General features: G+C 34.9%; 15 protein-coding genes and 1 pseudogene. 4 read left to right on the top strand and 12 right to left on the bottom strand.

Features of this window, described 5'->3' with window-relative positions:
• A pseudogene (locus tag BLW20_RS15010) lies at positions 1-216 on the bottom strand (IS982 family transposase); the annotation flags it as partial.
• Positions 217-396: 180 nt separating this feature from the next.
• Between BLW20_RS15010 and BLW20_RS12535 the strand changes: the two are divergent.
• A complete protein-coding gene (locus BLW20_RS12535) occupies positions 397-1,083 on the top strand; it encodes a ComF family protein (protein ID WP_091101725.1) in 687 nt (228 codons plus the stop codon).
• Between the two features lie 146 nt (positions 1,084-1,229).
• Positions 1,230-2,837, top strand: coding sequence for an Ig-like domain-containing domain (locus BLW20_RS12530; RefSeq protein WP_091101721.1), 1,608 nt, complete (start codon positions 1,230-1,232; stop codon positions 2,835-2,837).
• A gap of 168 nt (positions 2,838-3,005) precedes the next feature.
• On the opposite strand, the gene BLW20_RS12525 is transcribed toward BLW20_RS12530, so the two are convergent.
• The 10 genes from BLW20_RS12525 to BLW20_RS12480 all read right to left on the bottom strand — a co-directional run bounded on the left by BLW20_RS12525 (position 3,006) and on the right by BLW20_RS12480 (position 14,978).
• A complete protein-coding gene (locus BLW20_RS12525; RefSeq protein WP_091101718.1) occupies positions 3,006-3,977 on the bottom strand; it encodes a T9SS type A sorting domain-containing protein in 972 nt (323 codons plus the stop codon).
• Between the two features lie 57 nt (positions 3,978-4,034).
• Positions 4,035-5,141 carry a hypothetical protein gene (locus BLW20_RS12520; RefSeq protein ID WP_091101714.1) on the bottom strand — a complete coding sequence of 369 codons (1,107 nt, stop codon included), beginning with the start codon at positions 5,139-5,141 and terminating at the stop codon, positions 4,035-4,037.
• A 117-nt stretch (positions 5,142-5,258) separates the two neighbouring features.
• Positions 5,259-6,026 carry a nitrilase family protein gene (locus tag BLW20_RS12515; RefSeq protein ID WP_091101711.1) on the bottom strand — a complete coding sequence of 256 codons (768 nt, stop codon included), beginning with the start codon at positions 6,024-6,026 and terminating at the stop codon, positions 5,259-5,261.
• A gap of 23 nt (positions 6,027-6,049) precedes the next feature.
• Positions 6,050-6,853, bottom strand: a complete 804-nt coding sequence (locus BLW20_RS12510) for a hypothetical protein (protein ID WP_091101708.1) — start codon at positions 6,851-6,853, stop codon at positions 6,050-6,052.
• 81 nt (positions 6,854-6,934) lie between these two features.
• Positions 6,935-7,678, bottom strand: coding sequence for a succinate dehydrogenase/fumarate reductase iron-sulfur subunit (locus BLW20_RS12505; protein WP_091101704.1), 744 nt, complete (start codon positions 7,676-7,678; stop codon positions 6,935-6,937).
• Between the two features lie 63 nt (positions 7,679-7,741).
• Entirely contained in the window at positions 7,742-9,742 is a 2,001-nt protein-coding gene (locus BLW20_RS12500) for a fumarate reductase/succinate dehydrogenase flavoprotein subunit (protein WP_091101728.1), read from the bottom strand.
• A 21-nt stretch (positions 9,743-9,763) separates the two neighbouring features.
• A complete protein-coding gene (locus BLW20_RS12495) occupies positions 9,764-10,606 on the bottom strand; it encodes a succinate dehydrogenase cytochrome b subunit (protein ID WP_091101700.1) in 843 nt (280 codons plus the stop codon).
• 150 nt (positions 10,607-10,756) lie between these two features.
• Positions 10,757-11,509: a ChaN family lipoprotein gene (locus BLW20_RS12490; RefSeq protein WP_245725330.1), complete on the bottom strand. Its 753-nt coding sequence runs from the start codon at positions 11,507-11,509 to the stop codon at positions 10,757-10,759.
• A 210-nt stretch (positions 11,510-11,719) separates the two neighbouring features.
• Positions 11,720-13,984, bottom strand: coding sequence for a hypothetical protein (locus BLW20_RS12485; protein WP_091101694.1), 2,265 nt, complete (start codon positions 13,982-13,984; stop codon positions 11,720-11,722).
• Positions 13,944-14,978, bottom strand: a complete 1,035-nt coding sequence (locus BLW20_RS12480; protein WP_143037795.1) for a hypothetical protein — start codon at positions 14,976-14,978, stop codon at positions 13,944-13,946. The genes BLW20_RS12485 and BLW20_RS12480 overlap by 41 nt, the downstream gene beginning before the upstream one ends.
• Positions 14,979-15,153: 175 nt before the next feature.
• Here BLW20_RS12480 and BLW20_RS12475 point away from each other — a divergent pair, with 175 nt between their 5' ends.
• The gene (locus tag BLW20_RS12475) at positions 15,154-15,735 is read left to right on the top strand and encodes a Crp/Fnr family transcriptional regulator (RefSeq protein WP_091101686.1); all 582 of its coding nucleotides are present in this window, start codon (positions 15,154-15,156) and stop codon (positions 15,733-15,735) included.
• 73 nt (positions 15,736-15,808) lie between these two features.
• Entirely contained in the window at positions 15,809-17,101 is a 1,293-nt protein-coding gene (locus tag BLW20_RS12470; protein WP_091101682.1) for an aminopeptidase P family protein, read from the top strand.
• Positions 17,102-17,133: 32 nt separating this feature from the next.
• Here BLW20_RS12470 and BLW20_RS12465 read toward each other — a convergent pair whose 3' ends face one another.
• Positions 17,134-17,553: a Spy/CpxP family protein refolding chaperone gene (locus BLW20_RS12465; RefSeq protein ID WP_091101678.1), complete on the bottom strand. Its 420-nt coding sequence runs from the start codon at positions 17,551-17,553 to the stop codon at positions 17,134-17,136.
• Between the last annotated feature and the right edge of the window lie 197 nt (positions 17,554-17,750).

Genomic DNA, 17,750 nt, shown 5'->3' with positions numbered 1-17,750 from the left:
CATATGTTTTTGAATATAGAAAATGTAAAAGTGCTTAAAGCATCTGAAACCGCTCAAATGAAAAAGAATCATAATACTGATTATTTCACTGGGTGACATCATTGGGGGTCTTTTAGATTTGTTTCCAATACTGTTTTTTTCAAGAAAAGGAAAAAATTGCTGGCAAAATTCATCAACAAGACAAAAAATTTCTGTAATTTTATCGAAATTAATCATAAGAAATAGTTGTTTAAATATTTAACAATCAGATAATTAAATATACAACTATTTCTTTTTTTACACAATATATTTATCCTAAATAATAATCGAACTCAGGTAAATAGGTTTCATCGCCATAAATTTTGTGCCTTATACACAAATTTAAGATAATTTTTGTAACTTCAAAAAAAGCAAATTATGGAATGGATTAAAAATGTATTTGATTTATTTTATCCGCATTTTTGTTTTGGATGTGAAGAGGCGTTACAGAACAAAGACGATATTTTATGTGACAATTGTCTGTTTCATTTGAATTTCATTCCGGTTTCGGTTGATGATGCTTCTGAAATGAAACGGCGTTTTTATGGCAAATTATTGGTAGCACATTGTGTATCTGTTTTGTATTTTTCTGAAGAAGGAATCGCACAAAAGTTATTACATCAGCTTAAATACAAAAATCAACAGAAAATTGGTCGTTTTCTTGCAGGTTTAACCTTACAGCATCTAAAAAATCATTCGGTTTTTAATTGGGCAGATGCTATGGTGTGTATTCCGCTGCATCCGTCAAAAGAGAAAAAAAGGGGATACAACCAGTTAACTACTTTCTGTAATGAATTAAGTTGTAAATTAAACATTCCTTTCTATAAAGATTATCTGATTAAAACATCGAACACCAAAACACAAACACATAAAAATATTTTTCAGCGGGCAAAAATTACCAATGAATTTAAGATTAACCCCACATTCGAGCATTTAAACCATAAAAATATTCTGTTGATAGACGATGTAATGACCACGGGATCAACCTTGCAAAATGCGGGAAATTGCATCCTTAAAAACTCCTCTAATAACTTAAGCGTGCTAACAATGGCTTACACCAAATGAGCTAATTAGCAAATGAGCTAATTAGCAAATGAGCTAATTAGCAAATGTGACAATTAGCGAATGTGACAATTAGCCAATTAAATCGAAAATTATAAAATAGCATAGTACAAATAAAATTGGTTACTTTGCAAGGTAAATTGAAACTGATGAAATTTTTAAGATATTTTAGTTTTTTATTGCTGCTAACCCTTGTATTATTTACCAACTGCGCCAAACGTGGAACCATAACCGGCGGGGCAAAAGACACGTTGGCTCCTGTGATTTTATCAACTTTACCGGAAAACTTCAGTACGTCATTTGACAAAAAAGAGATTCAGATTAATTTTGACGAATATGTAAAACTAAATAAAGTAAACCAGCAGTTGATCATATCGCCACCCATGGAAACGCAGCCCGAAATTATTCCTATGGGATATCCAAGTAAGTTTATCAAGATTAAAATTTTTGACACATTAAAACCCAATACCACCTACAGTTTTAATTTTGGTGAAAGTATTCAGGATAATAACGAAGGAAATCCGTACACTAATTACAAGTACGTTTTTTCGACCGGAACATACATTGATTCGTTAAAAGCTTCGGTAACTTACAAAGATGCTTACAGTAAAAAAACATCAGGTCTGGTAAATGTTTTGTTATACGAAGCAACCGATTTTACCGATTCAACCATTTACAAGAAAAAACCGCTGTACGTTGCCAGTTCTCGTGACAGCATCACTTCTGTTGATTTAGAAAACCTAAAAAGCGGCAGTTATTATCTGGTTGCCTTACAGGAAAAAAGCAGTAATTACCGCTTTGATCCAAAATCAGATAAAATTGGTTTTCATCCCACCCCAATTACCTTACCTACCGATAGTATTTACAGCTTAAAATTATTTCAGGAAGAAAAATCGGCGAATGCTTACCGACCGTCAATGGTTAGCCAGAACAAATGGCTGGCAGGTTTTGAGGGCGATATAAAAAAATTACAACTTACGGTTTCAGGCAACAATGAGCCTATTGCATCGCATTTTGTGAAAGTACCTAATAAAGATTCTATTTACATTTTTACCCCAATGGCTCAATATGATTCATTACAATTTCGCTTCAAAGCCGATGCGTATGAAAAAATACATACGGTAACCCAGCGAAACGTAAAATTGATTGATACGTTACAAGTTAAATTCACCAAAAGCGGCACCATTCAATACAGAGACACTGTTGCTTTTACCACCAATACGCCTGTTAAAACGATTGACAAGAATTTAATACAACTGATAGGGAAAGATTCATTGCAAATTCCGTTTGATTTGAAATTAGACAGTATCAACAACACAGTAAAAGTCTTGTTTGATAAAACCGAAGAGGAAAAATACACCTTGTATTTACAGCCAAACAGCGTGACCGATTTTTATGACAATTCGTTAAAAACGGAAATGATTCAGCGTTTTCAAACCAATAAACTCACCGATTACGGAAATATCTCGTTTACGTTAGAAGGCTCGGTACATTACCCAATTATTTTTGAACTGCTGAACAAAGACGAAAAAGTGTATGATTATTTATACCTTACCGGAGACAGCACCATTGAATTTAGGGCTATTGAACCGGCAAAATATTTTGTACGGATTATTGAAGATGCCAACGGCAACCAAAAATGGGATACCGGAAATTATTTAGAAAAACGTCAGCCCGAAAACGTGATTTGGTTTCAAAAAGAATTTGACATTAGAGCCAACTGGGAACTAAACGAAACCTTGGGAATGCCAAATTAAAAAGAAGAGGTTGTCCAAAAAGTGTCATTTTGAGCGAAACGGAGTGAAGTCGACCCGAGCTTGCGAACTGGCGAAGCAAAAATCTAAAGTGCTGATTATATGAGATTCCTCCTTCGTCGGAATGACAATTATACTTAATTGTTTTACTTTTTGGACACCTTCTTTGTTTTACTTTTTAACCAGCTTTTTAACTGCTGTGCCTTCATTGGTTTGTAAATGTAGCATATACGTACCGCTTGCCAAGTTTTCTACATTTAACTGTATTTCGGCTTCGTTGTTATAATTTTGCGTATTTATTAACTTACCTGTTGTATCGTAAACAGTTACCTGGTTTACCAACCTATTTTCATTGTTGGTAATGTTTACCATAGTAGTTGCAGGGTTGGGGTATAGATTAAATTTTTCTGAAATAAAATCATTTGTGCTTAACAACTCTGTAGGTAAACTTTTTAACGACGTTAAACGAACGTTATCGTATTTATGAAACGCACCTGTATAAGCATCGTTTATTGCTGACCCTATAGAAAATTGACTTACGTCACCAGGCGTGGTTGTATATGAAGCCCCATACAAAATGCCTAATGCAGGTATATGTAAATATAGTTTATCTGTATTATAATCTACATAAAATTTTACAGTAAACCACAATTCTTCGTAAGTAAAGTTTTTATAGGTCTTTCCAGAAGAAAGATAAAGTTCTGTTTCTTTTGTCTGTAACACCGCATCATACTCTGTTGTTAGTATCATATCAATAAGATTACCATTAACTCCTCCTACCACAAAACGGGAAATATGACCAACATTCCCCAAGTCTGGTGCGTAAAAATCATACTCTAACAACAAGATGTTGTTGCCCGCTGTTCTGTTACCCCATATTGGCTGTACATTTGTTTGTTTACAATTAATACCGCCTGCAATATCTACTTCTGCCGACAACACTTTGCCTTTAGTAGGCTCCTGTACAACTTTAGCTTTACCAGATGAGGTTAAAGTAACGTACCAGCCACCTTGCCCGGGTGTTGCTCCATTAGGGGCTAAATCACCAGTGGTAAGGTTATCAAAAGTTTCCTCATACAGCACCTGGCTGTATAGGGTGTTTATAAACAATAACGGTATTAAAAACAGTATATACTTTTTCATAATTGTATTTTTAAAATTTAAAAAGGCTGCAATTTCACAGCCTTTTTATAAAATGATTTATTTACTGTGCAGGTTTAAATACAGTGCCGAGTTAACCCAGCCTGTTTGCCCGGTTGCAAAAAAATCTAAAGTAACCTTGAATACGGGGTCAATTTGTACCTCATAAGGTGCAACCGCCGCAGGCACATCAAAAACCACCTCGCGAGAGTTACACAAATTACTATAAAAAGGATCGTTTATATCCCATTTTGTTTTGCCAGGTGCCGGCATGGTATCATCATAAAAGTAATACAAATCAAAATTACCTAAAGTTGGTACGTGTCCTGTAAGATGATTTCCTGATAAATAATCTACGGGTTTCCAACCCGGATCCACGTTTGAACCTGTAGGTAATGTTTCAATTTTAGGGTGCATCATGGTAGTTAACACTGGTGCACCGGTAACTTTATCGTACACATGTACTTCGTAAAAGAATATTTTACCGTAATTGGCTAATAAATCTCTTTCTTGCGGCGTTATGGTTCCGCCAAAATTAAAACCCGGATAAGGAGTAGGATATTTTGGAGCGGCATTAGTTGCCCCAATTACAGGCAGGTGGTTGTTTCTATCTCCTATACGAACTGAGGAATTAGGAGTTGGATAAGCAGGCACATCAATTGGCATAGGTATTCTTACCAAGTTACCAACCTCGTGAGGATTAGCAGCAGGATATAAATTTGGAAATTGCGTGGGGTTAGTTGCCATATCTGCAATTTGGATTGGTAAACCTGTAACGGGATCTAATTGAGCCACATCGTGAAAAACACCGTCATCAGTATTGTCAAAATACGCCAAACCTGCATACGCAAAAGCCCTGATATCATAAGGGGTAACATCTTCCATATTTCCGTTGGTAAAGTAATAAAATGGTTGCAAATCATCTAAACCGTTCACAGAAGCCCCTCTAAACCAAATATCCCAAGGAGAAATATAATTGATACCCCACCAACCTATACCACCTGGTCCAGACCCGGCATATTGCCCACTGTTTTGATTGTTAAAACTGTTGGTGCTCATTGGCAGTTCTTCATCAGTATTTTGCTCGTCAAAAACACTGTCGCTACTACACGCTGTAAGGCTTAGGGCAATTACCCCCCCCCACAAAATTTTAGTAAAATTACTCATAAATACTTATTTTTTAATTAGTTGAATTGTAAATATAACAAAAAAAATTAACACGATGTTAATTTTATTAAAAAATTTGTTTTTATGAAATGTTATTTTTTTAAAAGATAGTTTTTACTATTTTATCTCGAAATTATCTGTATCGTTTAAAAAAGCCAGTTTGGTTCGGGCTTTTAAAAACGGTTCTTTTTCTATAGTTATTATTTTAACGTTTTCGTTGGTCATTGGCGGTTGTAAGTAACTGCCCATATAATCTAACGCTTGTGAATGCCCCGAATAAAACACACTGTTAGGGTCGGTTCCGCAACGGTTTACGGCTACCACATAACTCATGTTTTCAATAGCACGGGCTTTTAACAAGGCATCCCAAGCATCAATACGGCGATCAGGCCACGAAGCTACATAAACCAGCAAATCGTAATTTTGGTTTACAATTCGCGAATAAACCGGAAAGCGCAGATCGTAACAAACCAACGGGCAAATATTCCAGCCTTTGTACGAAACAATTAATTTTTTATTACCCGGTTTATAAACTTTTTCCTCGCCTGCTAATGTAAACAAATGGCGTTTATTATAGGTTTTGTAAGATTTGTTAGGAAAAACAAAAAACAAGCGGTTATAATAATTATTTTCTTCTTTTACAACCCAACTGCCTGTAATAGCAGTTTGTTTATTTAAAGCTAATTCTTGAATAATTTGTAATGTCTTTCCTTGTTCTTCTTCAGCAACAACTTCCGGATTCATGGTAAAGCCCGTGGTAAACATTTCAGGCAAAACCACCAAATCCACATCATCAGGTAATGATCCTATTAACTCGGTAACATTTTCTAAATTGGCGACTTTATCTTCCCAAAGGGTATCCAATTGTAGTAAGGCTATTTTCATACTTCTAATTCATGAAATAAGAATCAGTTTGAAAACTGTTCTAATTTTTTTCCCATAAAATAAAACAGGAAATTATAAAAACCATTCGTTTTAATAGATTCTTTTTCCAAAAAATCCAAACTCTTTTTATTCTCTTTTAAATAAGCATTTATTTTCTCTAATTGCTCATTTCTCAGCTTATCAAATTCTTTATATTCGTCTGATTTTTTATCTCTTAATTTATCAATATAATTAGTGTATCTTTCATTTTTTGGTGCGAAAATTTTGAATAATGGAAAAATTCTTGGAAGATACCCCACAGACATATTAAAATAATACGTTTCATTACTATCACGTAATTTTGCAAAGTAATTAAATTGAGAAGCGGCTCCTCTTGTACCAAAATAAAGGTTAGAATACACTTTAAAAACATCATCAACTTTCGCCGTTTGAAACATATAAGCTACGTTTTCACGATCCACTTCTAAGGTTTTCTTTTTAAATTTATATACATTGATTCTATCAAAAGTCTCAGGATCTTCGCCTAAGAAAACAATTTTCTTGATTTTTTCAGCAGGAATTTTTTCATAAATTTCAGACCCTTCCGGCTTAAATTGGATATATTCCACTTCTACAGATGCGTGTCTAAAAGCATTTGTATCTTGAGAAAGAATACGCAAAGCAATTTTATCTGCTCGGTTATTTTTAACATTTCCTATTCTTGAGGTATTGTCATTCATTACCAATTCTACTTGTTCAGGAGCCTCTTCTCCCGGACGCATATGAACAAATTGAGAAAAAGCTGCATTAGCAACAAAAAGCAGTAATAATGTGTAAAAATGTTTCATTTTATAAGTTTATAATTTGTACTAAAATAAAAAAATCCGAACATAAAGTCCGGATTTTTTCAAATTATTTATTTTAACTGCTTATTTAATAGAAGCGGCTAAATATTCACGGTTCATACGTGCAATGTTTTCTAAAGAAATTCCTTTAGGACATTCTACCTCACAAGCTCCGGTATTGGTACAGTTACCAAATCCTTCCTGATCCATTGCCTCTACCATGTTTAACACACGTTCTGTAGCCTCTACGCGACCTTGTGGCAACAAAGCAAACTGAGAAACTTTAGCTGAAACGAATAACATGGCCGATGAGTTTTTACAAGAAGCCACACAAGCACCACAACCAATACATGTTGCCGCATCGAACGCACGGTCTGCATCGTGTTTTTTGATTGGAATGTTGTTAGCATCCTGCGTATTTCCTGAAGTGTTCACCGAAATAAATCCACCGGCATGCTGAATGCGGTCAAACGATGAACGATCAACCACCAAGTCTTTAATTACCGGAAAAGCTTTTGCACGGAACGGCTCAATATAAATAGTATCTCCGTCTTTAAATTTACGCATGTGTAACTGGCAAGTTGTAATACCGCGATCTGGTCCGTGTGCCTCACCATTGATGAATAAAGAACACATACCACAGATTCCTTCACGACAATCGTGATCAAAAGCTACCGGATCATCTCCTTTTTCAACTAATTCGTTATTTAAAACGTCTAACATTTCAAGGAATGACATATCAGGTTCAATACCGCCGATTTTATAATCAACCATTTGACCTTTATCTTTTGCGTTTTTTTGACGCCAAATTTTTAATGTAAGATTCATTTGATTCGAATTTTTACAACAGAGAAAGATGAAAAACGTAAATCTTTCATCTTTACTCCAATATTATTTATAACTACGGGTTACCATTTTAATATTTTCATATACTAAAGATTCTTTGTGAAGAACTGCTTCACGCGGATTTCCTTTGTATTCCCAAGCCGCCACATACGAGAAGTTCTCATCGTCGCGTTTTGCCTCTCCTTCTTCTGTCTGGTGTTCTTCACGGAAGTGACCTCCACAAGATTCTTCGCGATGTAACGCATCTTTAGCAAATAACTCACCTAATTCTAAGAAATCGGCTACACGCAGGGCTTTTTCTAACTCTTGGTTGAATGATTCGGCTTTTCCGGATACTTTTACGTTTTTGTAGAAGTCTTCGCGCAATGCAGCAATTTCGTCCATAGCTTCTGTTAAACCTTGTGCATTACGAGCCATTCCAACCTTATTCCACATGATTTTACCTAATTTTTTATGGAAGTAGTCAACTGAATGTTCTCCTTTATTGTTCATTAAGTGATCAATCATTGAACGGACATTGTTTTCAGCTTCCTCAAATTCAGGTGTATCAGTCGAAATTTTACCGGTACGAATATCTTTTGACAAATAATCTCCAATGGTGTAAGGCAACACAAAGTATCCGTCTGCCAAACCTTGCATCAAAGCAGAAGCTCCTAAACGGTTCGCTCCGTGATCAGAGAAGTTTGCCTCACCTAAACAGTAACAACCTTCGATTGTAGTCATTAAGTTGTAATCAACCCAAACACCACCCATGGTATAGTGTACTGCCGGATAGATCATCATTGGTGTTGTATACGGATCTTCGTCAACGATTTTGTAGTACATCTGGAATAAGTTTCCATATTTGTTCTCTACTACTTTTTTACCTAAATCGTAAACTAATTTTGCATCGTTTTCATCCAAATGGTGGATACGCGCCTGCTCTTTACCGTAACGGTCAATAGCCGAAGCAAAATCTAAATAAACAGCTTCACCTGTAGCGTTTACACCAAAACCGGCATCGCAACGCTCTTTAGCCGCACGTGACGCAACATCACGGGGAACCAGGTTACCAAATGACGGATAACGGCGCTCTAAATAATAATCTCTATCAGCTTCGGCAATTTGTGTTGGTTTTAATTTTCCTTCACGGATTGCCTGTGCATCTTCTAATTTCTTTGGAACCCAGATGCGTCCGTCGTTACGTAATGATTCAGACATCAATGTTAATTTTGACTGATGATCACCGGTAACCGGGATACATGTTGGGTGAATTTGTGTGTAACAAGGGTTTGCAAAGTAAGCACCGCGTTTGTGTGCTTTCCAGGCTGCTGTTACGTTAGAACCCATTGCGTTTGTTGATAAGAAAAATACGTTTCCGTAACCACCTGTTGCAATAACTACAGCGTGTGCAGAGTGACGTTCAATTTCTCCTGTAACCAAGTTACGCGCAATGATTCCGCGTGCTTTTCCGTCCACAATTACAACATCTAACATTTCGTGACGGTTGTACATTTTGATTTTTCCACGACCAATTTGACGGTTCATTGCAGAATAAGCCCCTAATAATAATTGCTGACCTGTTTGACCTTTAGCGTAGAATGTACGTGAAACCTGTGTTCCACCAAATGAGCGGTTGTCTAATAAACCACCGTATTCACGAGCCAATGGTACACCCTGAGCCACACATTGATCAATGATATTTACTGAAACCTCAGCCAAACGGTGAACGTTTGCTTCACGGGCACGGTAATCGCCTCCTTTTACTGTTTCGTAAAACAAGCGGTAAACAGAGTCACCGTCTCCCTGATAATTTTTAGCTGCGTTGATCCCCCCTTGTGCTGCAATAGAGTGTGCACGACGAGGAGAATCCTGGTAGCAGAATGCTTTTACATTATATCCTAATTCTGCTAAAGTGGCTGCTGCCGAACCACCTGCCAAACCAGTACCAACAATAATAACATCAATGTTACGTTTGTTTGCCGGGTTGATCAGGTTGATGTGATTTTTATAGTCTGTCCATTTGCTTGCAATTGGACCTTGTGGAATTTTATTATCTAATGCCATAATCAATCTAACTTTATATGATTATTTAATGAAGTGAATGTAAATCGGGATGATTGCAAACAATAAAGGAACAATGATTGCAAATAATTTACCTAATCCTTTAATTAATCCGTTGTATTTAGGATTATTAGCCCCTAATGATTGAAACGCACTTGCAAAACCATGTAATAAGTGGAATGCCAGCACCGCCATTGAAAACACGTAGAATAAAGTAAAAACCAATCCGTAAGAAGGATCTTTAAAGAAATCTACAGTGATTTTGTATAAATCTTTATACCCTTCTGCAAATTTAATGTCAGAACCTTTGATGTAAAATTCTTTATTGTTTCTTACTTCAAACTCTCCGCCTTCTACTTGTTGTTGTGCAATAAAGCTTCCTGTTGTGGTATTGTAAACAACTACATCAATTTTTTCGTTTGTCATTGGAATTGGCTGTGAAACCGTTTGTTGTTGCAAAGGCATTTCTGAAAAGTGCATTTTAGCCCAGAAGTTTACCATGTGCGTTGCAATGAAAACCAACAATAACGTTCCTAAAACCGCCATGTTTCTTGATTGCCAAGTACTGTTTGCCGCTGCATTGTTTTTTACGTATCCTACCGGTCGCGCTTTTTTGTTTTGAATGGTTAACATGATACCATCTACCGCGTGAAATAAGATTGAAAAATACGTTAAGTACGATAAAATTTTCACTGCCGGATTAGAGGTCATAAAGTACGCATATTGATTGAACTGTAAATCGGTTCCAAAAATCAACTGCAAGTTACCCGCTAAGTGACCTACTAAAAACAAGCATAAAAATAACCCCGTAAGTGCCATCCAGTATTTTTTACCAAGTGACGACTTTAATAGTGCAGATTTTGCCATAATGTAATGTTACTAGTTTTTCTTCTTAAAAAAATCACACAAAAATACAGCTAATTATAAAAACAAAAAAAATGTTAATTGGTTTATTTTGCTATTTATAATCAGTTTAAACAATTAGATATTTAAGTGTAAATCAATGTTTTCATTATACTATTCGTAACTTTTAGGCATATCTGCATCAACTACAATGATAAAATTGGCTTTATTAAGATACTCTTTGTCAAGACTTTCTACGCTTTTTTGTTCAACAACGCTAATTGTTTTTACTTGTAGATTTTTATTGTATTGATTGATGTACCAGCCAATTCCTTCAAAATTATCGCTGTGGTACGAACCATTTAAATGTAAAAAGATATTATTTGGCTGTAATTCTGTAACTAAAAAATGAGCCATTGTAGCATCTTTTATAGCTTGCGATTTCGGAAAATTTTCATTGGCGTGGTTACTGTCTTTAAACATATCCATCATTTTTACGTAGCTCGGCAGGTTTTTATCATACGGAAAGGGCAACGGAGCCAACCATGATTTTTCTTCTAATGACAAGGTATCCAAAGCTTCCACTCCTTTTTTGTAAACCAAACTTGCATAACGACGCGGTACATTGGTTGCCACATAATTAATTTTATGATCTTTGGCAAAGTTTAAAAGAGGTTTGTAATCGGTTTTATAATTGTTCCACAAACGCATTTGTTCTTCAAACTCTTTTTCGTCTAAATTTCCTTTTACATAGTTTTGAAGGATTTCCGCCTGATCACGCTCAAACATTTCAGCACCAATAATCAATTGCTTTTCTTTATTTTCAAACAAGGTTTTAGCAACTTTTACCTGCAAATAATGCGCAATGGCATTGTTGTGTAATTCGCCAAACAAAACAACATCTGTTTTATTTAGCTCTTTCATCATTTTTTCAAAGGATGTCTTTTTACCGTTGATCGTGTAAATTTGATAAGGCTGAATTTGAGCTTGGACATTAGCTATACAAAATGCAAATGCTGCTATTGAAAAGATTTTTTTAAGGAACATAATCTATAAATAAATGATTTTTATACGTAATTATTTATCTACAAAAATAGTCATATTAAATCTTTAATCAATTAGTTTTGGCCTGAAACGTTATTTTGTTCTGCTTAAAAAATATTGGTTTAAACTATAACAAGACGATAAGTCTTTATAATATTCGGAAAATTCTTCTTTCACTTTCGGAAATTGGGAAGGATAACCATCGGCAGCAAGCTCTTCCATTCTTAAACAAAGTGCTTTAAATTTATTACTTTTTGCATTTTGATATGCCAAACGATAATAGTTCTGTGCCAGCAGACGATTTCTGTATTCAGCTTCATCTATATAAGATTCGTATTCTGAACTATAAGACCAATAATCAGATGTTGAAGAAAAACGCCGCATTACCCACGAATTTCCTTCATCGGACATATTGTAATAACAATTTGCAATGATGAAATAATAGTAATCTCTATCTGGATTTTTGGTATCATCAGCTAACTTTTGAAATTTCAACAAATGTTCAACCACAGATAATTTTGAAACGATAAACTTTTCTTGGTGCGGAATAAAACCTGTTGTGTATTTAAAATCATAAAACGGATTTTGCTCAAACGTATGATAACCATAATCTAATTCGGTACGTTCCCAAGCGTTGTAATTTTCTTCCCAATATCCATTGTCCATCGACTTAAAAACTGTATAGGCTTCCGGCAGATTATTTTCTCTCAAAAATTTTGTTCCTAACAAATCCTTCAATTTTAAATAATCATTTTTCAATACGCTGTAAATGTTTTTTTGATACGGATTTGCTGCAGAGAGATCAATACTATCGAGTACTTTTTTCAGTTCCTGAGCATCATAAACAAAATCAAGATAATCAAAATAGCTATAAAAATAATCTAAATTTCCCGACGTTCTTAAACGGTTTCCACGCCAAAAGATGCGGTCATAATCATAAATGCTTTGCCCTATCTTGTCAGCATAAGAAATAAGAGCCAAACCATCGGTATAATTTTCCCGATATTCCAATTCCCTGCCCAAAGCAAAAAGAAATTTAGCATTTAGCGATTGCTTTAATACAATTTTTTGCACTTCTTCGGTTACTTCTGCCTTTCCTTTTTCTTGTTTAGAAACCAAACAAAGTGCTTTTATCTGTTCAAATTGTCCGATTACTTTCTCATCAGGATTTTCTTTTACAAACATTTCAATCTTTTGCAGGCATTGATCGTATTTCCGCGTCATAAAAAGCAGTTGGATTTCGGCAGATTTCCAAGGCAACGGATTATCCGTTTTGCCGAAATTCACATTCGTTATAAAATCCAGCACTTCTTTTGCGTACAAACGGTCATTTTCTGACCTGTTTTGCAAAGTATTCATCGTTTCTTTCTGGGAATCATTCCAAAAATCATATACCGTTGAAGACAGGTAATTGGTGTAATAAGGCGTGTAAATCCAATCTTCTAACTTGTTAATTTCTCTCAGCAACAACGCTTCGAGTGATTTGGATTTAGGATTGTTTTGATAAACAGCTTTTAAATTTACTAAATTCCTGTCGATTTTCTGAATAGATGCAAAAGCATAAACACTTGCTTTTTCACAACTGTTTTTTGACAGCTGCAAAGCTTCGTTCAAATTAAATCTATCCTTAAAATAGTAATACGAAGCATATCTTTTATCTTCAGAATGCTCAAAAACATTGGCAATATCCAAAGAGGTTGCTTTATCTGTAAAGCAGAAAAAATACAAGCTCCAATAATACAGATAATCCTGATTTGAATTCTTAAAATACTCTTCAAAAAGATGTTCTATTTTGTGCAGATCATTGTCGTAATAAGCCAACCGTATGATTAAAAAAGCGTATTTTCTTTGTAAAAACACATCGTTTTCTTGTTGTAAATCGTTTTCTATTTTTTTGATAAACAAACCACGCTGCGATTGCAGATCTGCCTGTTGCAACTCCCAAGCGTCGTTTTCAAATAAAACACTGTTAAACGGTTCTGTTTTTTTAGCATTTATCAAATATTTTAAAACCCCATACTGCTTGTTTTTATACAAAAACTGTACAAACAAATTGTCGGATTTTTCATTAATATCACGGTAATCATAATTTGCAAAAAACGACTTAATATGGCTTATATCTACTTGCTTGCCGGTAAACTGATACCAATCTAAAACATTTGCAGAAAATATACTTTCGGATTCCTCGTAATACAGCAAATCAGAATGATAGCAAAAAGATTCGTACCCCTGAACCTTTATATATTTTGGCAGGAATAACGAAAAGCGAATATCTTCGCCAAACGGAGAAAAACCACAAGCCGATGCTGTGAAAGCGCTACTGAAGAAAACGATTATAGAGAGCTTCCAATTCTGCATTTGTTCTTATTTTAAATGTTTTACTGTCTAAATCAAATAAAGTAACGGTTGTTTTTCCTTCAATATTAAGGTATTTTTTCAATAAATCAACGCTTTTGTTCAATTCGTCTATTGTAATGGTTTCACATTTCACTTGGTCGCCTTTTCTAAAATAGCTGTCGTAATTTATTACTGTGTCTTTATTAATTTCATACCACATTGGTTCTGTTTGTCTAGCAAAAGACGCAATGCTTTTCTCGTCTATGTCAATTAATCCTGCAAAACGATTGTTTTTGTAAAGTTGTGTCCAGTTGAAGATGGGCAGGGCGATATCTGTATGCAACGGATATTTTTTCTTGTTTTTCAGATATTTTTCCAGTTCATCAACATCAAGAATTGAATTTTTATTTTTCTCTGTCAATGGTTTTATAAGATTGTAACACATCAAGGTTGCTTTATCAACTGGCGGAATTCCCATAATATCAGGATAGGCATAAGGATATAATCTCAAGGTACAGCTGATTGTTTTGTTTGATCTCGTTTTGATTTTCTTCAGCAAATAAAAATATTTTTCTTTGGTAGATTTTGTCCAGTCGCAATCAATCTGAATTTCATCGAAAACAAGCTCTGTTCTGTCGGTCACCGCTTCTTTATGGTATTTTTCAATCAAGTAAACAATATTATCAGCAAGTTTGTCTAAATCTTTTTCGTTGTTGTAATGAAAAATTTCATTCTTTATAAAAACAACAGGGACAATTGTTAAAGAATCTTCTGCTTTCTCTCGCCAAAAATAAGGTTTGTTTTTACTAAAAGGAAAATTCCCCATGGTTTCGCTATAATCAACCTCAAAAAATTTGAAATAAATCTTTTTTGTACCTAATTCCTCCACTTTTTCAAAATCAATATTATAGCCAGAATTGTTCTGCCAGTAATAGAAACTCCGTTCTATTTCGTAATCTTTCTTACAAGACACTAAAAGAATCAATAAAAATAAAATCTCTGAAAAATTTTTCATAAACAATAAAGAATGAAATCTACCAAAAATAATAAAAAATGTTAAGCTTTTAAAAGTTGCTTTAAAAACTTTGTATCTTTGAAAGAACATTTGTTTTTTCTTCTAAGTACAGAGAAATTTGTGATTAAAATAACTAAATAATTGCATATATTCAAATTTTAATTCTTTCACAGAAATGCACCATCATTCTAACTTGTTTTTTAATGAACCGTTTGGGTTTTCTTCAGAAAATTTAAGAACTACCTTAAAGCCTTTCCGCAGTTTTTTTAAAGAAATTACTTTAAAGAAAAACGGTTTCTTAGTGAAACAAGGTGAAGTTTGTAAGTATTTCTGTTTTATAGATGAAGGTGTTTTACGGCATACTATTGAAATTGACGGACAAGAAAAAACCACCTATTTAGGCATGCAGAACACAGTAACGGTGGCGTTGAATAGTTTTTTACTTCAACAGCCTTCGCGAAAAAGCATCAAAGCACTTTTTGATTGCCGTTTATGGATTATGAGCCGCGACGTTTTCTTAAAATTGCGTGAAAACAACCCTGATTTTCACAAGTTTTATTACAATCTTATTGAAAAACAATTGTGTTTGATTGATGAATACCGGTTGGATCTTCTTACGCTTTCGCCCGAAGAACGTTATCAGAAATTATTAGAAAACGAACCTAAATTAATACACGACATTCCGTTGCATTACCTCTCATCACTTTTGGGAATATCCGACCGGCACATGAGCCGGATTCGCAAAAACATAAAATAATGCCATTTGGCTGGTTTTTTCTTTTTGACATTTGCGTACTTTTGAAAATAGTAATTCTAAAAAACTTATACCAATGAAATATCATCAAATAGACCGAAATCTTTTTATAAAAAACCGTAAAAAGTTCGTCGCTCAAATGGTTCCGCAGAGTTTAGCCGTATTTAATTCTAACGATATTTATCCGGTTTCTGCCGACTCAACCTTACCTTTTGCACAGCACCGCGATATATTTTATTTATCGGGCGTTGATCAGGAAGAATCTATTCTGGTACTTTTTCCGGATGCTTTTGAAGAGAAACACCGCGAAGTATTGTTTTTGCGTGAAACCAACGAACACATTGCTATTTGGGAAGGCGAAAAACTGACCAAAGAACGTGCTTTTGAAGTTTCGGGTATTAAAACCGTTTATTGGTTGTCGGATTTCCCTGCGATTTTCAGAAAAATGATGGTGGAAGCTGAAAATGTGTACATTAATAATAACGAACATTATCGTGCTTCCGTGGAAACAGAAACCCGAGAGGATCGTTTCATTAAAAAACTAAAACAAGATTATCCGGCACATCAATATTTACGTTCAAACCCTATTTTACAGCGTTTGCGTTCGGTAAAAGAACAAGAAGAAATCGCATTGATTCAACACGCTTGTGACATTACTGAAAAAGGTTTCCGCAGAATTTTAGGTTTTGTAAAACCGGGTGTCTGGGAATACGAAATTGAAGCCGAATTTGCCCATGAATTTTTACGCAACCGATCTAAAGGTTTTGCCTACACACCTATTATTGCTTCGGGAAACAATGCCAATGTATTGCATTACATTGAAAACAACCAACAATGTAAAGACGGTGATTTGATTTTGTTTGACGTAGCTGCAGAATACGCTAATTATTCATCGGACTTATCCAGAACCATTCCCGTGAATGGCAGATTTACCCCAAGACAAAGAGAAGTTTATGATGCTGTATTACGTTGTAAAAAAGCTGCAGAAACACTATTGGTTGCCGGAAACAATTGGTATGACTACCATAAGGAATTAGGAAAAATCTATACTTCAGAATTGTTAGGTTTAGGGCTATTAGACAAAGCCGATGTGCAAAACGAAAACCCCGACTGGCCAGCGTATAAAAAATATATGATGCACGGAACATCACACCACATGGGATTGGACACACACGATTACGGCATTTTAACCGACGATTTTGTTGAAGGAATGGTGTTTACCAATGAACCGGGATTCTATATCCCTGAAGAAGGATTCGGTATCCGTTTAGAAGATGATTACGTGATTCAAAGCCAAGGCTTGCCATTGAATTTAATGAAAAACATTCCGTTGGAAGCAGATGAAATTGAGGAATTAATGAATAGATAAACAAAAAAGTGACTGAAATTCAGTCACTTTTTTTATCCTCTAGAAAGACGTTCTCTCATTTTAGCATCTTGTTGTTCTTTCCATTTGCCATATTGTTCTTCAGAAAGAATGTTTTTTACACGACCGTCTAAAGCTTCTCGGCGTTCTTTCATTTTTCCGCGCATTTCTTTCATTTCTGATTCCGACAGTCTTTTTGATTCTCCATCGTTTTTTGAACGGAAACGATTCTGTTTCATACTGTTTCGTTCTGCTTCAAAAATAGCTTTTAATTCATTTTGCTGCTTTTCGGATAAATCCAAATCCTTAAAATCTTCTAAAAAACGATTCTCTTTTCCTTCTTTGCTTCGTTTTTCTGTACGTTTAACATCTTGTTTTTTATCTACTTTTTCATTTACCTGGCTAAATCCCATTACCGAGAAAAGAACAGCCATTACTACTACTAACTTTTTCATGATTTATTTATTTAAAATCACTACTAAACGGGCAATCTTTCAAATAGGGCAAAATTAGTTGCTAATCTATTGAATATCAATACATCTTTTTAGTTTCCCCCAAAACCCACCTCCCCCTTATTTTAGAACAAAGAAGTCTGAAGGCAGGGTGATTTATTTCGCTTTTTTCGTTTTTGGTATGTCCTTCGGCTATTTTG

This window comes from Paenimyroides marinum, from assembly GCF_900108395.1.
Classification (GTDB): domain Bacteria; phylum Bacteroidota; class Bacteroidia; order Flavobacteriales; family Flavobacteriaceae; genus Flavobacterium; species Flavobacterium marinum.
This window is presented reverse-complemented; position numbering and strand designations above follow the sequence as displayed.